Annotated in this window: 14 protein-coding genes and 1 tRNA gene; 8 read left to right on the forward strand and 7 right to left on the reverse strand. The window is 23.0% G+C overall.

The features are described 5' to 3' along the window. The first annotated feature begins 36 nt into the window (after positions 1-36). Entirely contained in the window at positions 37-1,338 is a 1,302-nt protein-coding gene (locus tag H0H34_RS02065; RefSeq protein ID WP_185873175.1) for an NAD(P)/FAD-dependent oxidoreductase, read from the forward strand. Here the strand turns inward: H0H34_RS02065 and H0H34_RS02070 are convergent. Together H0H34_RS02070 and H0H34_RS02075 are read right to left on the reverse strand one after the other, a co-directional pair. Continuing rightward, on the reverse strand, positions 1,335-2,414 hold the full coding sequence (locus H0H34_RS02070; protein ID WP_185873176.1) for a chorismate-binding protein: 1,080 nt from the start codon (positions 2,412-2,414) through the stop codon (positions 1,335-1,337). The two genes, H0H34_RS02065 and H0H34_RS02070, sit on opposite strands and share 4 nt — an antisense overlap. Further along, positions 2,407-2,844 (reverse strand): hotdog fold thioesterase, encoded by a 438-nt coding sequence (locus H0H34_RS02075; RefSeq protein WP_185873177.1) that lies wholly within the window; start codon positions 2,842-2,844, stop codon positions 2,407-2,409. The genes H0H34_RS02070 and H0H34_RS02075 overlap by 8 nt, the downstream gene beginning before the upstream one ends. An 18-nt stretch (positions 2,845-2,862) precedes the next feature. Here H0H34_RS02075 and H0H34_RS02080 point away from each other — a divergent pair, with 18 nt between their 5' ends. The 6 genes from H0H34_RS02080 (at position 2,863) to miaA (ending at position 8,336) form a co-directional block, all read left to right on the forward strand. Further along, positions 2,863-3,396 (forward strand): isopentenyl-diphosphate Delta-isomerase, encoded by a 534-nt coding sequence (locus H0H34_RS02080; RefSeq protein WP_185873178.1) that lies wholly within the window; start codon positions 2,863-2,865, stop codon positions 3,394-3,396. Next, positions 3,393-3,797: a 6-pyruvoyl trahydropterin synthase family protein gene (locus tag H0H34_RS02085; protein WP_185873179.1), complete on the forward strand. Its 405-nt coding sequence runs from the start codon at positions 3,393-3,395 to the stop codon at positions 3,795-3,797. Before H0H34_RS02080 ends, H0H34_RS02085 begins: the two co-directional genes overlap by 4 nt. After that, the gene (gene gcvT, locus H0H34_RS02090) at positions 3,784-4,899 is read left to right on the forward strand and encodes a glycine cleavage system aminomethyltransferase GcvT (RefSeq protein WP_317167290.1); all 1,116 of its coding nucleotides are present in this window, start codon (positions 3,784-3,786) and stop codon (positions 4,897-4,899) included. The genes H0H34_RS02085 and gcvT overlap by 14 nt, the downstream gene beginning before the upstream one ends. A gap of 134 nt (positions 4,900-5,033) precedes the next feature. Further along, positions 5,034-6,275: an MATE family efflux transporter gene (locus H0H34_RS02095; RefSeq protein WP_238785442.1), complete on the forward strand. Its 1,242-nt coding sequence runs from the start codon at positions 5,034-5,036 to the stop codon at positions 6,273-6,275. 40 nt (positions 6,276-6,315) lie between these two features. Continuing rightward, positions 6,316-7,401: a chorismate synthase gene (gene aroC / locus H0H34_RS02100; protein WP_185873180.1), complete on the forward strand. Its 1,086-nt coding sequence runs from the start codon at positions 6,316-6,318 to the stop codon at positions 7,399-7,401. Continuing rightward, positions 7,398-8,336: a tRNA (adenosine(37)-N6)-dimethylallyltransferase MiaA gene (gene miaA, locus H0H34_RS02105; protein WP_238785443.1), complete on the forward strand. Its 939-nt coding sequence runs from the start codon at positions 7,398-7,400 to the stop codon at positions 8,334-8,336. Before aroC ends, miaA begins: the two co-directional genes overlap by 4 nt. Here the strand turns inward: miaA and H0H34_RS02110 are convergent. Together H0H34_RS02110 and H0H34_RS02115 are read right to left on the reverse strand one after the other, a co-directional pair. After that, positions 8,310-8,385, reverse strand: a tRNA-Val gene (locus H0H34_RS02110). The genes miaA and H0H34_RS02110 overlap by 27 nt on opposite strands. Before the next feature lie 26 nt (positions 8,386-8,411). Then, entirely contained in the window at positions 8,412-9,662 is a 1,251-nt protein-coding gene (locus H0H34_RS02115; RefSeq protein ID WP_185873181.1) for a bifunctional folylpolyglutamate synthase/dihydrofolate synthase, read from the reverse strand. A gap of 91 nt (positions 9,663-9,753) precedes the next feature. Here H0H34_RS02115 and glnS point away from each other — a divergent pair, with 91 nt between their 5' ends. After that, on the forward strand, positions 9,754-11,400 hold the full coding sequence (glnS, locus tag H0H34_RS02120; protein WP_185873580.1) for a glutamine--tRNA ligase: 1,647 nt from the start codon (positions 9,754-9,756) through the stop codon (positions 11,398-11,400). 6 nt (positions 11,401-11,406) lie between these two features. On the opposite strand, the gene rpoC is transcribed toward glnS, so the two are convergent. From rpoC to rplL, 3 genes are read right to left on the reverse strand one after another with little or no spacing between them, the layout of a single operon-like run. Further along, on the reverse strand, positions 11,407-15,642 hold the full coding sequence (gene rpoC, locus H0H34_RS02125) for a DNA-directed RNA polymerase subunit beta' (protein ID WP_185873182.1): 4,236 nt from the start codon (positions 15,640-15,642) through the stop codon (positions 11,407-11,409). Positions 15,643-15,683: 41 nt separating this feature from the next. After that, positions 15,684-19,499 carry a DNA-directed RNA polymerase subunit beta gene (rpoB, locus tag H0H34_RS02130; protein WP_185873183.1) on the reverse strand — a complete coding sequence of 1,272 codons (3,816 nt, stop codon included), beginning with the start codon at positions 19,497-19,499 and terminating at the stop codon, positions 15,684-15,686. A gap of 17 nt (positions 19,500-19,516) precedes the next feature. Beyond that, positions 19,517-19,891 carry a 50S ribosomal protein L7/L12 gene (gene rplL, locus H0H34_RS02135; protein ID WP_185873184.1) on the reverse strand — a complete coding sequence of 125 codons (375 nt, stop codon included), beginning with the start codon at positions 19,889-19,891 and terminating at the stop codon, positions 19,517-19,519. Positions 19,892-19,907 lie beyond the last annotated feature (16 nt).

Consider the following 19,907-nt stretch of genomic DNA (forward strand, 5'->3'; position numbering starts at 1 on the left):
CATAAATTAGTATTATATCGAAAAAATTTCGATTGTATGAATATTCCAACAGAAAAAAATTTAAAAAGAGTAATTATTATTGGAGCAGGATTTGCTGGATTACAAGTAGCAAAAAAATTAAGAAGAGATAAATATCAAGTTATATTAATAGATAAAAATAATTATCATACTTTTCAACCGTTATTATATCAAGTAGCTACTGCAGGTTTAGAACCAGATTCTATAGCTCATTCAATAAGAAATATAATAAAAAAAACTAAAAATTTTTTTTTTAGATTAGCTAATGTTCATTATATAAATACCAATAAAAGAAAAATATATACAAACATAGGTAATATATTTTATGATTATTTAATTATAGCTACAGGATCAGTAACAAATTATTTTGGTAACAAAAATATAAAACTTAATGCATTACCTATGAAATCAATTCCAGAAGCATTAAATCTAAGAAGTTTAATATTACAAGATTTTGAATCAGCTTTATTAACAAATAAAATAAAAGAAAAAAAAAAATTAATGACTTTTGTCATTGTTGGAGGTGGACCAACAGGTGTAGAATTAGCTGGAGCTTTAGCTGAAATGAAAAAATATGTTATTCCTAATGATTATCCAAATTTAGACCATAATTACATGAAAATTCATTTGTTACAAGCATCTACTAGATTACTAGATGGTATGTCTATAAAATCAGCTGAACATGCTTATAAAAGCTTAAAAAGTTTAGGTGTATCAATATGGTTAAATTGTTTAGTAAAAGACTATAACGGAGAAGTAATCTCTATGGATAAAAATAAATATATAGAAACATCTAATGTTATATGGGCAGCAGGTGTAAAAGGAGCATTAATAAAAGGATTTTTAACTAAAGATATGAAAAAAAATAGATTATTAGTAAATTCATATCTTAGAACTATAAGATATAAAAATATATTTGCTATTGGAGATATTGCTTTTGTGAAAGAAAATGAAAATTATCCAAATGGACATCCAATGACTGCTCCCCCAGCTATACAACAAGGTAATTATCTTGTAAATAATTTTAATAAATTATTATTTGATAACAGTAAAATTATGAAACCATTTATATATAATAATTTTGGATCTATGGCAACTATTGGAAGAAATAAAGCTGTTTGTGATTTTTCATTTATTAAACTAAAAGGATTTTTAGCTTGGATAATATGGATGTTTGTTCATTTAGTTAGTTTAGTTGGATTTAGAAATAGAGTAATAGCATTAACAAATTGGATTATTCAATATTTTCATTATAATAAAAGTGTTAGATTGATTATAAGACCTTTTTATAGAAAAAAATATTTAAAATCTAGATTTTAAATATTTTTAATAATAAAATTAGATAATATATTTTTAATTTTTTTATCTGTTTCTATATATTCACGGTATATGTTACTGCTTTCAATTATTCCACTACCTGCGTATAATACAATCTTTTTTTTTTTATATAAAATTTTTGAACATCTTAAATTAAGATATAGTTCAACATTATAATCATCATTTACAATACCTATATATCCTGTATAAAAAGATCTTTCATAATTTTCGTTTTTAACAATAAAATCCATAGATTTTTTTATTGGTAATCCGCATATGGAAGGAGTAGGATACAAATTTTTTAATATTTCATTATATTTAATTTTTTCTTTAAATTCAATTAATATATTAGTTTTTAAATGAAATAAATCATCTATAGATATTGTTTTAGTTTTATATATTAAAAAATTAACATTATATTTTTTTAATGAATCATTAATATGTTGAATTACAATTTCATGTTCATTTATCTCTTTATATGTCCATTTATTTATTAATTTATTATCATTTTTCCAAATAGTTCCAGCTAAAGCCATAGTTTTCAATTTTTTATTTTTATACTTCATTAATAATTCTGGGGTAGACCCTATCCAAAATTCATTATTATTATTATTATACCATAAACTAACTAAATTATTAATATGAGAAAAAATTAAATTTTTAAATGTTTTAATTAAATCAATCTTTCCTAATGAAATAATTAAATTTTTAGATACAACAACTTTTTTAAAAAAATTTCCTTTTATATAAGAAATAGATTTTTCTATTAATTTTTTATAAAACAAAGAAAAATTTTTTTTTGTAAAATCTTTAGTAGAAAAAAATGAATAAATACCATTATTTAAATTTTTTTTAGAATTTATTTTAACATAAAAAATATTATTTGTATATATTTTTATAGTTCTTTTTTGAAGGAAATCTTTAATTATAAAATAATTATTACTTATTTTTCTATTATCAGAATAAAAAAAAATTTTATCTTCGTTAGGTTTTCTAAAAATTGCAAAATTATTATTTTTAATATAATTATTTACTATTTTTCTATATAATAAAAATATACTTATTTCTTTTTTAACCATATTTTTTTTTTATAATTAAATTAGTCATTTTACAAAAACTAATAAGAATATTTTTTTCGTTAAAAACATTTATTTTCACTAAGTGAATTGTTTTACCTTTATGAATAAGTTTAGCTTTAATAAATAAAATACCATTTTTAATATTATGAACATGATTAATAGATATTTCTATATTAAATAAATTAAATTTATTATGATTTTTTTCATTTTTTATATTTATAAAAGATAATGAACAACCTACTGTTTCTGATAATAAACTAGTGATACCTCCATGAAGGTATCCAAAAGGATTTAATATCGTTTTATTAATAGGAATTCTTGCTATCAATAGATTTTTATTTGAAGAAATGAAAATAAATTTAATATTACATGAAAAAAAATTTTGTTTTTTATTTAATTCATTTAAAAAGTTAATTATTTTTGTTTTCATTTTTTATTAAAAAATCTTATGAATGAAAAAATAGATAATAGTTTTATTCCTATTATAAAAAATAATAAAATTATTGGTTTTGATAAAAAAGAAATAATACATAAAAAAGGAATACTACATAGCGCAGTATCTGTATTTATATTTGATACAAATAAAAAGATTAATTTAATGTTACAAAAAAGATCATATAAAAAATATCATTCATCTTTGTTATGGACAAATACATCTTGTAGTCATCCAATTAAAAATGAATCATTATTAAATTCTGCACATCGTTGTTTAAAAAATGAAATGGGATTTGATTGTAATCTACAATATAAGTTTTGTTTTATTTATAATGAAACTTTAGATAATGGATTAATTGAAAATGAATTAGATCATGTATTTGTAGGAGAGTATAATAAATATCCTATAGTAAATTACGAAGAAGTAGAAAATTGGAAATGGATGTCATTAGAAAATTTAATAAAAGATATTTATAATTTTCCACATTTATATACAATATGGTTAAAAATTATTATAAAAAATTATATAAATAAACTAATTAAATGAAAATAATTGTAAGTAAAAAAGGTTATTTTAGTGCATCACATAGACTTTTTAATAATTTATGGGATAAAAAAAAAAACGCTAGATTTTTTGGAAAATGTTACAATGATCATGGTCATAATTATAAATACATAGTAAGTGTAAAAGGAGAAGTAGATCCAATAACTGGATTTGTAATAAATTTAAATGAATTAAAAAACATTCTTGATAAAAATATAAAAGAATATTTTGATCATAAAAATATTAATTTAGAATTAAAAGAATTTGAAACTATTATTCCTACTTTAGAAAATATTGCAATAGTAATATGGAAAAAAATAAAAAATAAAATATCTTCTAAATTTGAATTAAAAATTATTTTATACGAAACAGAAAATAATTTTGTTGAATATGATGGAAATTAAAAATTTAAAAAAAACATCATTATATGATGTACATGTTAAATTAAATGCAAAAATAATAAATTTTTCAGGATTTTATATGCCAGTTCAGTATAAATCTTCATTAGAAGAGCATATGTATGTAAGAAATTACTCTGGATTATTTGATGTTAGTCATATGGGAAAATTAATAGTAAAAGGAAAAAATTCCAAAAAAATTTTACAATATTTAACAACAAATGATTTATCAAAAATAAGTCCAGGACAAGCTCAGTATACATGTTTTACAAATGAAAATGGGGGGATTATAGATGATTTGGTTATTTATTGTTTAAAACATTATGAATATTTACTTATAGTAAATGCCATTAATATTGAAAAAAATAAAAAATGGATTTTAAAAAATAAAAAAAACAACTTATTAAAGTTAATTGATTTTTCAGAAAAATATTCTTTATTAGCAATACAAGGTCCACTTTCTATAGTTTATATACAGAAACTAACATCTATTATATTAGATAAAATTCCATTTTATCATTTTAAAATAGGGGATCTATGCGGAATAAAAAATGTTTTAATATCCAATACAGGATATACTGGATCAGCAGGTATAGAAATTTATGTTTCTAATAAATACGTTAAAAGTATATGGAATAATATATTAAATATAGGAAATGGAAAAATAATACCATGTGGTATTTCTAGTAGAAATTCATTAAGATTGGAAATGGGATATCGTTTATATGGTCAAGATATTTCAGAAAATATAACCCCAATAGAATCTGGATTATCATGGATAGTTAATTTTAAAAAAAATTTTATATCAAAAGATATTTTAATAAAACAAAAAAAATCTGGAGTATATAAAAAATTTTTATCATTTTATATAAATGATTTAAAAGTTTGTATACCAAGAAATGGACATAAAATTATTGATGAATACAATAATATAATTGGATTTGTAACATCAGGTTCATATTCTCCAATAATAAAAAAATGTATAGGACTTGGATATTTATATAAAAATTATAGTAAAATTACTAATATGTTTATTTTAATAAGAAATAAAAAAATTTCCATAAAAATAAAAAAATTACCTTTTATAAAAATAAAAAAAGTTAATTAACTTTATTACATATAATTCTTTAATTAATTATAATAAAAATATATTTAAAACATTTTAAAGATAATTTTTTACTAATTTTTCCTGTAGTATTTACTCAGTTAGGAGTTTTATGTGTAGGATTATTTGATAATATTATGGTAAGTAGTCTTGGAAAAAGATCAATAGCATCTGTTTCATTATCCAATTCAGTGTTTTTTATGTTAATTATTTTCGGGCTAGGAGTTACCACTTCTATATCCTCTTTAATATCTTCTGCAGATGCAAAAAATAATTATAAAAAAGGATCTATGATTTTTATTCATAGTATAATTTTAAACTCTATATTATCAATTATTATGTACGTATTGACATACATATTTTTTTACATATTTCCATATATAAACGAACCTGAAGAAATAAAAAAAGAAACAATTTCTTTTTTAAAGATTTTATCTATTTCTTTTATTCCATGGATGATTTTTGAAGTATTTAGAAAATTTTCAGAAGGATTATCGTTAATATATCCAAGTTTAATAGTTACATGGATTTCTACTATAATGAATATAGTATTAAATTATTTATTAATAAATGGATTATTAGGATTTCCTAAATTAGGAGTTATTGGTGTTGCTTACGCTACATTAATATCACGATTTTTTATGTTAATATTAATAATACCTATACTTTTTAAGTATAAAAAAATTAGAAACTATTTTAGTTATATAAAATATTTTTCTTTTAAAAAGAAATATATTGAAAAAATACTAAAAATAGGAGTTCCATCTGGATTACATATGTTATTCGAAGTTGGTGCCTTTGCTATTTCATCTTTTATATCTGGAAAATGCGGATTAAAAGTTTTAGCAGCTCATCAAATAGTTATTAATTTAGTATCTTCTACCTTTATTATTATTACAGGATTTTCATTAATAGCAACGATTAGAATTGGAAATCAATTTGCTTTAAAAAAATATTTTAAAATAAAAGAAACAGTTACATCTATTATAATTATGGGGGCTATATTTATGTTAATATGTAGTTTTCTGTTTTTATTTTTTAAAAATTATATACCTTATATATACATAAAAAAAAACGATACAGAAATAGTTCCAATAATAAAAAAAATGATTGTAGTAGCTAGTATATTTCAATTATTTGATGGATTACAAGGAATAATATCTGGAATATTAAGAGGATTACAAGATGTTACAATTCCTATGTACATTATATTTTTTTCTTATTGGATAATAGGTCTCCCTATATCATGGTATTTATCAAAAAAAATGGGTGGGCCTGGAGTATGGATAGGATTGGGTATAGGATTAACTATATCATCTGTACTACTTTTTATAAGATATAAAATTATTATTAAAAAACTTATTAAAAGTAATGAATAATAATTTATAAAATCATAATTATTTATAAAACATAACATTTATGGCAGGAAATATATTTGGATCTATTTTTAGGGTTAGTACTTTTGGGGAAAGTCATGGTGAAGCTTTAGGTGGAATTATTGACGGATGCCCTTCAGGATTAAAAATTGATATAAAAAAAATTCAAATTGAATTAAATCGTAGAAAACCAGGACAATCTTCTATAGTAACTCCAAGAAATGAATTAGACAAAGTAAATTTTTTATCTGGAATTTTTAATGGTAAAACTACTGGTGCTCCAATTGGATTTATAATATATAATAATGATTTTAAATCAAAAGATTACAATCACATTAGAAATATATATAGACCATCTCATTCAGATTTTACTTATGAAAAAAAATATGGAATAAGAGATCATAGAGGTGGAGGTAGATCATCTGCTAGAGAAACAGTTTGTCGAGTAGTTGCCGGATCTATAGCAAAACAAATAATAAAAAATATTACAATAATATCTTATGTTTCTAGTGTAGGAAATATATCATTAAAAATACCTTATCAAAAATTAGATTTATCTATGGAATCAATAGAAAATAGTCAAATAAGATGTCCAGATCCACAAACATCAAATAAAATGATTGAAAAAATTAAAAAGGTTAAAAATAGTGGAGATACAATAGGAGGAACTATAACATGTATCATTAAAAATATTCCATCAGGAATTGGAGAACCAGTATTTAATAAATTACATGCAGAATTAGGAAAAGCTATGCTTTCTATTAATGCAGTAAAAGGATTTGAATATGGAAGTGGTTTTAATGGAACAAAATTAACAGGATCTGAACATAATGATTTATTTATTTCAAACAAGAAAACTAAAACAAATTTTTCTGGGGGAATTCAAGGAGGAATTTCAAATGGAATGGATATTTACTTTAAAGTAGCCTTTAAACCAGTAGCTACTATAATGAAAAAACAAAAAACCATTGATAAATTAGGTAATTATGTTGACCTAAAAGGTATAGGAAGACATGATCCATGCGTTTTACCTAGAGCGGTTCCTATTGTTGAATCAATGACTGCATTAGTTTTAGTAGATTATTGTATGTATAAAAAATTATCTAAATATAATAATAAAATAATTTGAATAATAAACTTTTAATATCTATAGTTGGTCCAACTTGTGTTGGAAAAACGTATTTGTCTTTATTTTTAGCTAAAAATTTAAAAACAGAAATTTTGTCTAATGATTCAAGACAATTTTATAAAGAATTGAAAATAGGTACATCTAAACCAACTGTAAAAGAATTAAAATTAATTACTCATCATTTTATTGGAAATAAAAGTATTTATCAAGATTACAATGCAAAATTATTCGAAATAGATTTTTTAAACAAAATTAAAATTTTGTTTAAAAAATATAATATATTAATTATGGTAGGTGGATCTGGTTTATATGAAAAAGCTGCATTAGAAGGTTTATCTGAAATTCCTAAAATAAATTTAAATATAAGAAATGAATTAATTTTTAATTTTAAAAAAAATGGAATACAATTTTTACAAAAAGAATTAAAAACATTATATTGTTTTAACAAAAATAATATTAAAAATATAGATTTAAATAATCCAAGACGTTTAATTAGATATATAGAAATAGTAAAATCTACAGGAAAGTCTCCCTCATTTTTTTTTAAAAAAAAAAATAAAAAAAGAAATTTCAATATTATACAAATAGGTCTTTTTTTAAAAAAAGAAATTATTCATTTAAATATTAATAATAGAGTTGATAACATGATAAAAAATGGATTATTAAATGAAGTAAAAGAATTTTATTCCAATAAAAATTTAAAAAGTTTACAAACAATAGGTTATAAAGAAATTTTTAATTTTCTTGACAAAAAAAATAAATCAAAATTTGATAAAATTATTGATTTAATTAAATATAACACTAAAAAATATGCAAAAAGACAACTTACTTGGTATAAAAAAAATAAAAAAATTATATGGTATGATCCATGTCAAAAATATAAAATATTAAATTTTATAGAAAAGAAATGGGTAATACTGGATTCGAACCAGTGACCTCCTGCTTGTAAAACAGATGCTCTAAACCAAGCTGAGCTAATTACCCATAATATCAAATTTAAGTAAAAAAAATTATAATAATGTAAAAATTTCAGATACAATAAATGTACTACCACATATTAATATTAAATCATTCTTTCCTGACGATTTTTTAGCAGAAAAAAATGCTGATTTAACAGAATCAAAAAAATTTAATCTTTTTCTATTTACAAAAATTTTTTCAATTAATATTTTTAATATTTTTATATCATATTTTCTTTCTATATTAGGATGACAAAAATAATAATATGAATCATTAGGAAAATATTTAATAAATGAACTAATTTTTTTATCTTTTACAAATCCCAATACCAAATGTAGATTTTTGTATGACTCTTTTTTTAATTGAATATTAACCATTGATATTCCACTTTTATTGTGAGCTACATCACAAATAATTTTTGGATCTTCTTTTCTAATTATACTCCATCGTCCTTTAAATTTTGTATTTTTTTCTAAATTAATTAATCCTTTATTAATAGAATTTTCCGATAAAAAAATATTTTTTATTTTTAAAATATTTATTATATATAATACTAAATATTTATTTTTTTTTTGATAAAAAACATTATTTAAATAATTATCATTTTTTATTAAAAATTTTTTAGGTACAAAATAAATTGGAGAATTTTTTTTCAAAGAACACTTAAAAAAAAATTTTCTAACAATTTTAGAAACATCTTTTCCTATTACTATAGGAATAGTTTTTTTTATAATACCGGATTTTTCATTAGCTATTTTTAATTCATTGTTACCTAAAGATTCTGTATGATCTATACTAATGTTAGTAATAATAGAAATAATTGGATTTATAATGTTTGTTGAATCCAATCTTCCCCCCATTCCTACTTCAATAAGAGCTATATCAATTTTTTTTTCTTTAAAATATTGAAATGCCATTGCAGTATTCATTTCAAAAAAAGAAATTGATTCTTTTTCTAAAAAAAATTTATTTTTTTTTATAAAATTTATAATAAAATTCTTATCTATATAATTTCCATTACAAGAAATCCTTTCTCTAAAATCAATTAAATGTGGAGAAGTAAATGCTCCTACTTTATAACCTTCTTCTATAAAAATAGAATATAACATATTAATAGTAGATCCTTTTCCGTTAGTACCACCAATATGAATACTTTTAAATGATTCTTGAGGATTACCAAGATATTTACAAATAGTAGTTATTCTTTCTAATCCAGGTTTATAAGTATTATTGTTTAACCCCATCTTTTGATAAGAGGGGATTTTATTTTTAATCCAATCTAAAGTTTCTAAATAATTCAATTATTAATTTTCAAAATTATTATAGCAAAAATATATTTTTTAAAAAAAATTAACTAAATTTAGTAAAATATATAAATAAAAATAAGATCTTATTTACTTACATTTTATAGAAAAAATAATAGAAGAAGATATAAAAAATGGTTTTCCTAAAAAAAAAATAAAATTCCGTTTTCCACCTGAACCAAATGGAGTATTACATATTGGACATGTTAAGGCAATTTATTTAAATTTTGAATTAGGTAAAAAATATAATTCTCCTGTTAATTTAAGATTCGATGATACTAATCCTAATAAAGAAAGTAAAAAATTTATAAAATCTATTAAAGAAGATATCCTATTTTTAGGATTTAAATGGGATAAAGAAAGCTATGCATCAGATTATTTTAAAAATCTTTATGATTTAGCAAAAACTTTAATAAAAAATAATTATGCATATATAGATGATCAACCAAAATATAAAATAAAACTTCAAAGAAAAAATTATTTTGAATCAGGAATTAATAGTAACAATAGAAATAGATCAATAGAAGAAAACTTATTTTTATTTGAAAAAATGAAAAATGGTTTTTTTAAAGAAGGATTTTGTGTATTAAGAGCTAAAATAGATATGAGTTCTTCTAATATAAATATGAGGGATCCTATAATGTATAGAATTATAAAAAAAAAACATTATAAAACTGGATATAACTGGTGTATTTATCCAACTTATGATTGGGCACATGGTCAATGTGATTATATTGAACAAATATCTCATTCTTTATGTTCATTAGAATTTGAAAATAAACGTCCATTGTATAATTGGTTTATAAAAAAAATATGTAATAACAAAAATATTAAGCCAAAACAAATAGAGTTTTCAAGATTAAATTTAAGCAATACAATAACTAGTAAAAGAAAAATACAATTTTTAATAAAAAATAAAATTATTAAATCTTGGGACGATCCAAGACTATCAACAATATCTGGTTTACGAAAAAGAGGATATACATCTACATCTATAAAAAATTTTATAAAAGAAGTAGGAGTTTCAAAAAGAAATAATACTATAGATAAATCTTTATTAGAATTCTGGATTAGAAAAGATTTGAATAAAATAACTCCTAGAATTATGGTTGTAATAAATCCAATAAAAATTACTATAACAAATTATCCAGAAAATAATGTAGAATGGATGAATGCAGAAAATAATCCTGAAAATATTAATTCAGGATTTAGAAAAATTCCTTTTTCAAAAAATTTATATATAGAGTATAATGATTTTTTGGAGAAAAAAAAAGAAAATTTTTTTCGTCTTTATATAGGAAATGAAGTTAGACTTAAAAATGCTTATATTATTAAGGCTAATTCAATAAAAAAAAATGATAATGGACTTATAAAAGAAATATATTGTACTTATGATCCACTTAGTAGATCAAAAGAATCAAAAAACAATAGAAAAATAAAAAGTACTTTACATTGGGTATCTATACAACATTCATTTATTATAAAAATAAATTTATATGAAAAACTTTTTTTAAAAAAAAATATAAATCATATAAATGAAAAAATATATGAAAATATAAATTTAAAATCCTTGAAAAAGACAATAGGATACGCCGAACCTTATTTAAAAAATATAGCTAAAGTAGGAAATCACATCCAATTCCAAAGAATTGGATATTTTTATATAGAAAAAATTAATAATAATGTAATAACTTTTAATAAAACGATTTCCTTGAAGGGCTATAAAAACAAATAGTATTTACTAAAAATTTGTATAAATATTTTCATATTCTTTTAACCCAGTTCCTGCAGGGATCTTATGTCCTACAATAACATTTTCTTTTAATCCATATAAATAATCTGTTTTACTACTTATTGCAGCTTCACTTAATACTTTAGTTGTTTCTTGAAAAGAAGCAGCAGAAATAAATGATTTTGTTTGTAAAGCTGATCTTGTAATTCCTTGTAATATTGGTCTAGCTGTTGCAGGTATTACATCTCTTATTTTAATCATTTTTTTATTGTTATATTTTAATATTGCGTTCTCGTTTCTAAAATCTCTATAATTAATCATTTCTCCTTTTTTAAAAATATTAGAATCACCAGAATCTTCAACGATTTTTAATTGAGAAATTCTATCATTTTCTTCTATAAAATCATCTTTATATTCAATATTTCCTTCCAAAAAATTAGAATCTCCTATGTCTATTACTTCTACTTTTCTCATCATTTGTAAAACTATAACTTCAAAATGTTTATCATTTATCTTAACACCTTGCAATCTATATACATCTTGTATTTCTTTTATTAAATATTCCTGAACAGCTCTAGGTCCTCTAATATTAAGAATATCATTAGGAGTTATAGCTCCATCTGATAATGGAACTCCTGCTTTAACATAATCGTTTTCTTGAACAAGTATTTGATTTGTTAATTTAACTAAATATTTTCTAATTTCTCCATTTTTAGATTCTACAATAATTTCCCTATTACCCCTTTTTATTTTTCCATGACTAACTATACCATCCATTTCTGAAACTACAGCTGGATTTGATGGATTACGTGCTTCAAACAATTCTGATAAACGTGGTAATCCACCTGTTATATCACCAGATTTAGCCGATTGTCTAGGAACTTTTACTAAAATTTTTCCTTTTTCTATTTCTTCTTCATCATCCACCATTAAATGAGCACCTACAGGTAAATTATAAATTTTTAATTCGTTATTATTACTATCGACTATTTTTAATGTAGGGATTAAATTCTTATTTCTAACTTCAGTTATTACTTTTTCTTGAAATCCTGTTTGTTCATCTATTTCTACTTGAAAAGTAACACCTTGTTCTAAATGTTGATAAGATATTTTTCCAGAAAATTCTGCAATTATTACTGCGTTATATAAATCCCATTTACATATAATATCTCCTTTCTTTATAAAACTTTTATTTTTAACATATAAATAAGCACCATATGGTATATTATTTATCATTAATATTGATGATTTATCTTCATTTAGTAATTTCATTTCTGTTGTTCTTGATACAACTATGTCAATTTTTTTTGAATTTTTATTAATTTGAACAGACTTTAAATCTTCCAATTCTATAAATCCATCATATTTACTAATTATTTTAGATGATTCTGTTATATTACCTGCAGTTCCTCCTACATGAAAAGTTCTTAGAGTCAATTGTGTACCAGGTTCCCCAATTGATTGAGCAGCTATAACCCCAACAGCTTCACCTTTTTGTACTATTTTTCCTGTTGATAAATTTCTACCATAACATTTAGCACATATTCCCATTTTTGCTTCACAAGTTAAAGGAGAACGAACTTCTATAGATAGATATCCAGATTTTTCAATATTTTTAGCTATTTTTTCATCAATAATTTCTCCAGATTTAACTATTAAAATTTTATTTTTTTCTGGATAAAAAATGTCATTTAGAGAAGTACGTCCTAATATTCTATCAGACAAAGCTTCTAATATTTCTTCATTCTTTTTTAAAGCAGATATTTCTAGTCCACGTAAAGTATTACAATCTTCTATTTTAATTATCACATCTTGTGCAGCATCTACTAATCTTCTTGTAAGATATCCAGCATCTGCGGTTTTTAATGCAGTATCAGCCAGTCCTTTACGAGCACCATGAGTAGATATAAAATATTCTAATATAGACAATCCTTCTCTAAAATTTGATAAAATAGGATTTTCAATAATTTCTCCACCAAAACCTCCAGTTTTTTGCGGTTTAGCCATTAATCCACGCATTCCTGATAATTGTCTTATTTGTTCCTTTGATCCTCTAGCTCCAGAATCTAACATCATATAAACAGGATTAAAACCATTTCTATCTTTACGCATATATCTCATTACTTTTTCAGTTAATAATGCATTAGTATTAGTCCATATATCTATAATTTGATTATAACGTTCATTATTAGTTATTAATCCCATATTATAATTTAATTTAACATTGTCTACTTTTTGTATAGCAAGTTTTACCATATCTTTTTTTTTATCAGGAATTATAATATCTCCCAATCCAAATGAAAGTCCACCCTTGAATGCGTTATAAAATCCTAATTCTTTAATATCATCCAAAAATTTGGAAGTAGTAGGAATGTCAGTTATATATAATATTTTTCCTATTATATCTCTTAATGATTTTTTAGTAAGTGATTCATTTATATAACCAACTTTTTTTGGTACAACTTGATTAAATAAAACTCTTCCCACAGTAGTTTCCACTAGTTTAGTTACTAAACTATCATTAGAACGAATATCTACCTTTACTTTAATTAATGCATGTAAATCTATTGATTTTTGATTATATGCTATTTCTACTTCTTCTGGAGAATAAAAAATACGAATTTTTCTTTTTTTTTCTTTTATTTTTTTATTATAATCAGATAAAAATATTTTAGTCATATAATATAATCCTAAAACCATATCCTGAGAAGGAACTGTAATTGGAGATCCATTTGCTGGATTTAATATATTTTGAGATGCTAACATTAATAATTTTGCTTCTAATATAGCAATATCCGATAATGGTAGATGAACAGCCATTTGATCTCCATCAAAATCTGCATTGAAAGCAGCACAAACTAATGGATGTAATTGTATTGCCTTTCCTTCTATTAATTTAGGTTGAAAAGCTTGAATTCCTAGTCTATGTAAAGTAGGGGCTCTATTAAGTAAAATTGGATGTCCTTTTAAAACATTTTCTAAAATATCCCATATAACTTCTTTTCTATTATCAATAATCTTTTTTGCTGATTTAACTGTCTTTACAATTCCTCTTTCAATTAATTTTCTTATAATAAATGGTTTATATAATTCTGCTGCCATATCTTTAGGTAATCCACATTCGTGTAATTTTAAATGTGGGCCAACTACTATAACAGATCTAGCTGAATAATCTACTCTCTTTCCAAGTAAATTTTGTCTAAAACGACCTTGTTTTCCTTTTAATGAATCAGATAAAGATTTTAAAGGACGATTTGCTTCTGATTTTACTGCTGAAACTTTTCTTGAATTATCAAATAAAGAATCTACTGATTCTTGTAACATTCTCTTTTCATTTCTTAAAATTACTTCAGGAGCTTTTATTTCTATTAGTCTTTTCAAACGATTATTTCTTATTAATACACGACGATATAAATCTGTCATATCAGACGCAGCATACCTTCCACCATCTAAGGGGACTAATGGTCTTAATTCTGGAGGAATAACTGATAAAATATTTATAATCATCCAAGATGGATTACCCCCATTTTTTTTTCCTTCTTTAAAAGATTCTACTACTTGTAATCTTTTTAAGGCATCTATTCTTCTTTGTTTAGAAGTTTCATTAAAAGATTGATTTCTTAATTTTTCAGATAATAAATCTAAATCAATTCTATTCAATAAACTCTTAACGCATTCAGCCCCCATTTTTGCAATAAATTTATTTGGATCTGAATCATCTAGATTTTTATTAGATTTTGGAAGTTTATCTAAAATATTTAGATATTCTTCTTCAGATAAAAAATCTCCTTTCTCATAAGATTTTCCATCTAAACGTGTAGCAATTCCTCCTTGTATAACAACATATCTTTCATAATATATTATCATTTCTAATTTTTTGGATGAAAGTCCTAATAATGATCCAATTTTATTTGGAGAAGAACGAAAACACCATATATGAACAACAGGAACAACAAGGTTTATATGACCCATTCGTTCCCTTCTAACTTTTTTTTCAGTAACTTCAACACCACATCTGTCACAGATTATTCCTTTATATCTAATTCTTTTATATTTTCCACAAGCACATTCATAATCTTTAACAGGTCCAAAAATTCTTTCACAAAATAATCCATCTCTTTCTGGTTTATGTGTTCTATAATTTATAGTTTCTGGTTTCAGAACTTCTCCATTAGATTCTTTTAATATAGCTTCTGGAGAAGCTAATCTAATTGTTATTTTATTAAATTTTTTGTTTTTGTTCATATATTTAATTAAACAATGGAATTTTTATAAATTTTATATTTTTATTCTTCTAAATTGATATCTAATCCTAACCCTTTTAACTCATAACATAATACATTAAAAGATTCTGGACTATTTGGTGTAGGCATTTCAGTACCTTTTACTATAGATTCATAAGTTTTAGCTCTTCCAACAACATCATCAGATTTAACTGTTAGTATTTCTCTTAAAATATTAGACGCTCCAAAAGCCTCTAACGCCCACACTTCCATTTCACCAAATCTTTGTCCTCCAAATTGAGATTTTCCTCCTAAAGGTTGTTGTGTTATTAAAGAATATGGGCCTATAGAACGAGAATGCATTTTATCATCTACCATATGTCCTAATTTTAACATATATATATATCCTACAGTAGCTGGTTGATCAAATTTTTCTCCTGTTGCTCCATCAAATAAATATGTAGTTCCAAATTTAGGAATACCAGATTTTTTAGTATAATTAGATATTTGATTAATTGTTGCCCCATCAAATATAGGAGTAGAAAATTTTACATTTAATTTATATCCTGCCCAACCTAATACAGTTTCATATATTTGACCTATATTCATCCTAGAAGGGACTCCAAGTGGATTAAGTACTATGTCCACAGTAGTTCCATCTTCTAAAAAAGGCATATCTTCTACTCTAAGTATTTTAGCTACTACACCTTTATTTCCATGTCTTCCTGCCATTTTATCTCCTACTTTTAACTTTCTTTTTTTTGCGATATAAACTTTTGCCATTTTAACAATACCAGATGGTAGTTCATCACCTACCATAATAGAAAATTTTTTATGTTTTAAACTGCTATTCAATTCATTTATTGATATCATATAATTATGAAATATTTCTGATATTAAATTATTTATTTTATTATTATCAGTCCATTTATCACAATAAATTTCTGTGTAATCTAATATTTTATCTAATATTTTTTTATTAAAGATTTCTCCATCATTTATGATTTTTTTATCATTTTTATCATAAATAGAACTAAAACATTTTTTTTTATTTAAAATATAATTTAATTTTTCTATTAGTTTTTCTCTTAAATTAGAAAATTTATTTTTGTATTCTTTTTCTAATGAATTTATTAATATTTTATCTTTTTCTCTAGAAGATTTATTTTTTATACTTCTAGTAAAAAGTTTTGTATCTATTACTATTCCAAACAAAGAAGGTTCTGCTCTTAAAGATGCATCTTTAACATTTCCTGCTTTATCTCCAAAAATAGCTCTTAATAGTTTTTCTTCTGGTGTAGGATCTGATTCCCCCTTAGGTGTAATTTTACCAATTAATATGTCTCCTGGTTTTACTTCAGCTCCAACTCTAATTATTCCATTTTCATCTAAATTTTTAGTAGCTTCTTCACTAACATTAGGAATGTCATTTGTCAACTCTTCCATTCCTAATTTTGTATCACGAACTTCTAAAGAATATTCATCTATATGAATAGAAGTAAACCAATCTTCGCTAACTACTTTTTCAGAAATTAAAACAGCATCTTCAAAGTTATATCCATTACAAGGAATAAATGCTGCTTTTAAATTTCTTCCTAATGCTAATTCTCCGTTTTCTGTAGCATATCCTTCACATAATATTTGTCCCTTTTTTATTTTTTCTCCTTTTTTAACAATAGGTTTTAAATTAATGCACGTATTTTGATTAGTTTTTCTAAATTTTATTAGGTCATAACTTTTTATATTAGAATTAAAACTAATTAACTTTTCTTTTTCTGTTATATTATAACGAACTATTATTTTTTTGGAATCCATATATTCTACTATACCATTTTTTTCTGCATTAATTAATATTCTTGAATCTTTTGCAACTTGTTTTTCTAATCCAGTTCCAACTATTGGGGATTCAGGTATTAATAAAGGAACAGCTTGACGCATCATATTTGAACCCATTAATGCTCTATTTGCGTCATCATGTTCTAAAAATGGTATCAAAGAAGCAGAAATAGATGCTATTTGATTAGGAGCAATATCTATATAATCAATTTGATTAGATTCTACAATTGGAAAATCTCCATCTTTTCTTGCTATAATTCTGTTAGAAATAAAATTTCCATTTCTATTTATAGAATTTGCTTGAGCTATAGTTTTTCCTTCTTCTTCTTCTGCACTTAAATATTTTACAAATTGTAATAGATCAACTTTATTATTTTTTACTATTCTATAAGGAGTTTCAACAAATCCCATACTGTTTATTTTTGCAAAAACAGATAATGAAGATATTAATCCTATATTAGGCCCTTCCGGTGTTTCTATAGGACATAATCTTCCATAATGAGAATAATTAACATCTCTTACTTCAAATCCAGCCCTTTCTCTTGATAATCCTCCAGGTCCTAAGGCTGATAATCTTCTTTTATGAGTAATCTCAGATAATGGATTTGTTTGATCCATGAATTGAGATAATTGATTTGTTCCAAAAAAAGTATTTATAACTGATGATAAAGTTTTAGCATTTATTAAATCAACCGGCATGAAAACTTCATTATCGCGAACATTCATTCTTTCTCTTATAGTTCTAGCCATTCTAGCTAATCCTATATTGAATTGTGTATAAAGTTGTTCTCCAACGGTTCTAACTCTTCTATTAGATAAATGATCTATATCATCTATTTCTTTTTTAGAATTAAATAAATCATTTAAATGATTTATTATAGCTATAATATCTTTTTTTGTTAAAACTAAATAATTTTGATCTATATTCAATCCAAGTCGTTTATTTAAACGATATCTACCAACTGCCCCCAAACTATATCTATTATCAGAGAAAAATAATTTGTTTATAATATTTCTAGCAGTTTCTTCATCAGGGGGTTCAGTATTTCTTAATTGTCTATATATATATTCTATTGCTTCTTTTTCAGAATTTGTAGGATCTTTATGTAAAGTATTGTATATAATAGAATAATCTTTTTTCTTTCCACTTTTTTTATGTAAAAAAATAGTTTTTATATTATGATTAATAATTATATCTATATGTTCTTGTTTTAATAAAGTATCTCTTTCTATAAGAACTTTATTCTTTTCTATTGTAATTACTTCCCCAGTATCTTCATCTACAAAATCTTCATGCCATATTTTCAATACTCTTTCAGCTAAAATTCTATTTAAAATAATTTTTGTATTATTTTTTTTTATTTTTACTTCTTCTGATAAATTAAATATTCTTAATATATCTTTATCCCTTTCATATCCTATAGCTCTTAATAGAGTAGTCATAGGTAATTTTTTTTTTCTATCTATATACGCATACATTATATTATTTATATCAGTTGCAAATTCTATCCATGATCCTTTAAATGGTATAATTCTTGCTGAATATAATTTTGTACCATTTGCATGATGAGATTGTCCAAAAAAAACTCCAGGAGAACGATGTAATTGAGACACAATAACTCTTTCTGAACCGTTAAATATAAAAGAACCAGATGGTGTCATATAGGGACATGTTCCTAAGTATACATCTTGATATACTGTTTCAAAGTCTTCATGTTCTGGATCGGTACAATACAATTTTAATTTTGCTTTTAATGGAACGCTATATGTTAATCCTCTTTCAATACATTCTTCTATAGAATACCTTGGAGTATCTATTGAATAACCTTTAAATTCTAAAACAAATGAATTTCTTGCATCAGAAATAGGAAAATTATCCATAAATGCTTTAAATAAACCTTCATTTTTCCTATTTTTTTGTTTAGTATCTAATTGAAAAAATTCTTTAAATGATTTAATTTGAATATTTAAAAAATCTGGATAATCTACTTGTTTTGCAAGTGATGAAAAAATTATTCTTTTTGATATTTTATCTGTATTCACTAGTAAATTTATATTTTTTATTTAAGCTCAATTTGAGCCCCTATATTTTCGAATTTTTCTTTTAAAATATCTGCTTCTTTTTTACTAATAGATTCTATAATAGTATTAGGTATATTGTCTACTAAATCTTTAGCTTCTTTGAGCCCTTTTCCAGTAATTTCTTTAACTAATTTAACTACAGAAAGTTTAGAACTACCAATAGATTTTAAAACAATATTAAATGTACTTTTTTCTTCGTTTTCATTATTATCTTTATTTTTATTATTTGAATTAGTTTGTAATTTTTGAAATACCTGTGGTTCTATTCCATATTTTTTTTTTAGAATTTCCGTTAGTTCATTAACTTGTTTTATAGTCAAATTAACTAATTGTTCTGCTAATTTTTCTATCATTTTAACTTTTTTTTAC

Source organism: Blattabacterium cuenoti, from assembly GCF_014252375.1.
In the GTDB taxonomy this organism is placed as follows: Bacteria; Bacteroidota; Bacteroidia; order Flavobacteriales; family Blattabacteriaceae; genus Blattabacterium; species Blattabacterium cuenoti_AH.